2 protein-coding genes are annotated in these 1,559 nt (G+C 33.5%); both read left to right on the top strand.

Annotated elements, in window-relative coordinates:
• The first annotated feature begins 550 nt into the window (after window positions 1-550).
• Window positions 551-1,147 carry an anti-phage protein KwaA gene (gene kwaA / locus L2764_RS27125; protein WP_248943439.1) on the top strand — a complete coding sequence of 199 codons (597 nt, stop codon included), beginning with the start codon at window positions 551-553 and terminating at the stop codon, window positions 1,145-1,147.
• Window positions 1,144-1,485, top strand: coding sequence for a hypothetical protein (locus L2764_RS27120; RefSeq protein ID WP_248943438.1), 342 nt, complete (start codon window positions 1,144-1,146; stop codon window positions 1,483-1,485). The genes kwaA and L2764_RS27120 overlap by 4 nt, the downstream gene beginning before the upstream one ends.
• Window positions 1,486-1,559 lie beyond the last annotated feature (74 nt).

The raw sequence follows: 1,559 nt of genomic DNA, 5'->3' as shown, positions 1-1,559 counted from the left end.
TAAGGTGTTCGATCAGGGTCATTGGGTTACCTCTCAGAAAGTGAGGTGCGATTAGATCACAGTAATTCAGCAGATTCAATCTTTGTTAACAAAGTGCGATCCCGCCCTGCCTGCCATCAACGGTCACAGCTGCATCTACACTGATTTAAAAAGCAAAAAGCAAAAAGCAAAAAGCAGTGTGTTTCTTTGAGTTGAGTTTGTTGGAAGAGAGTGTTGTCCAAGTTATTAGCTGATAGTTGTGAGCTGGATCAATGGTTCATCTTGAAAATTACGTAATTTACATACAAAAGTATCACGTGGTGATGCATTTTTTGCCTAATGCGTGGATAAGTGATCAAGTTGTAATTTTTTTGTGTTATTAATCAGGGTTTAAAGTGAGTATTTATAAAGTATAGTGCATTAGCCATTCGTCTATTTTGAGAAAGAGTATTGGTCTGCTTGTTAAGTAAGAGGCGTTGTAATCGAGCATGCGCACTATAGAAAGGTTAGCTTATATTCGAAGTGTGCTATTTCGCTTCTGTAATATATTTAATAATCGATATGGTAACTAATGATGGTTGAAACCATGACACACAAAAAAATTGGCTTATACGTAATATCGATAGCTTTATTATTTGTTTTTATATTTGTTTTGAAGGTTGATGTACCAATATGCTACGGGGAAGGTTGTGAATTTATTGGTATAAGTGAGCTACTTAAAAGAAATGTTGTACCGATAATTTGTTTGGTATGTTTATTGTGGGCATTTATTGAATATAAAAAATTTAGGTTTGACTTACAGGGGGCTACAAACATCCCTTTTAAAATTAAGAAAATAGAAGGTGTCAATTACGAGCATTTAACATTTCTAGCTACTTATGTAATACCTCTAGTGAGTTTCAACTTTGACAGTGGAAGGTACTTAATCTTGCTTGGAGTTTTGCTTGTTGTAATGGGGGTTATATACGTAAAAACAGATTTATTTTATGCAAACCCATCACTCGCTCTTTTTGGATTTCATATCTACAAAGTAGACGGAAGCTTTAAAAATAAAGAGGAGCGAGACGGAATAATTTTGATTTCTCTTAGCAAATTATCCAATAGTGATAACGTGTCATACATAAAAATTGATGAAAGAATTTATTATGCAGAAAAGGTAAGAAAATGAATAAGGAAGAATTAAATACTAGCTTAAACTACTTTACTGAAAATCCAGAAGACATTGGAATCACGATATATGTAGTTTTAAAAGATGAAGACAAACCTAAAAAACTTGATATCGAATCTGTTGCGTTACCAGACTTAAAAAGCCTGTTCTTGAATGCTATTGATGATGATATTGTAAAAAATAATGAGCTCGAAGTTGTAAACTTATCATCCTCAGATGATCGAAAGAATGTGCTATACGAATATGATATCGGTATTCCAGATGAGCTTTCGGCATTAGGTGACGTCAATCAAGATGATGGTCATAAGTGCTTAACTAAAAGTTATCGTATATTTTGACGGATAATTATCCATGATGTTTTTTACACTCTCTTTGAGTGCATCAAAAGTGATAAAATCATGGCAAGATAACC

This window comes from Shewanella surugensis, assembly GCF_023284005.1.
Taxonomy (GTDB): Bacteria; Pseudomonadota; Gammaproteobacteria; order Enterobacterales; family Shewanellaceae; genus Shewanella; species Shewanella surugensis.
Note: the sequence above shows the minus strand (reverse complement) of the source record. Positions and strands in the feature narration are given on the sequence as shown.

Excerpts from the sequence above, each read along its gene's own strand:
- kwaA (WP_248943439.1), top strand. The coding sequence starts at position 551 with ATGATGGTTGAAACCATGACACACAAAAAAATTGGCTTATACGTAATA.
- L2764_RS27120 (WP_248943438.1), top strand. The coding sequence starts at position 1,144 with ATGAATAAGGAAGAATTAAATACTAGCTTAAACTACTTTACTGAAAAT.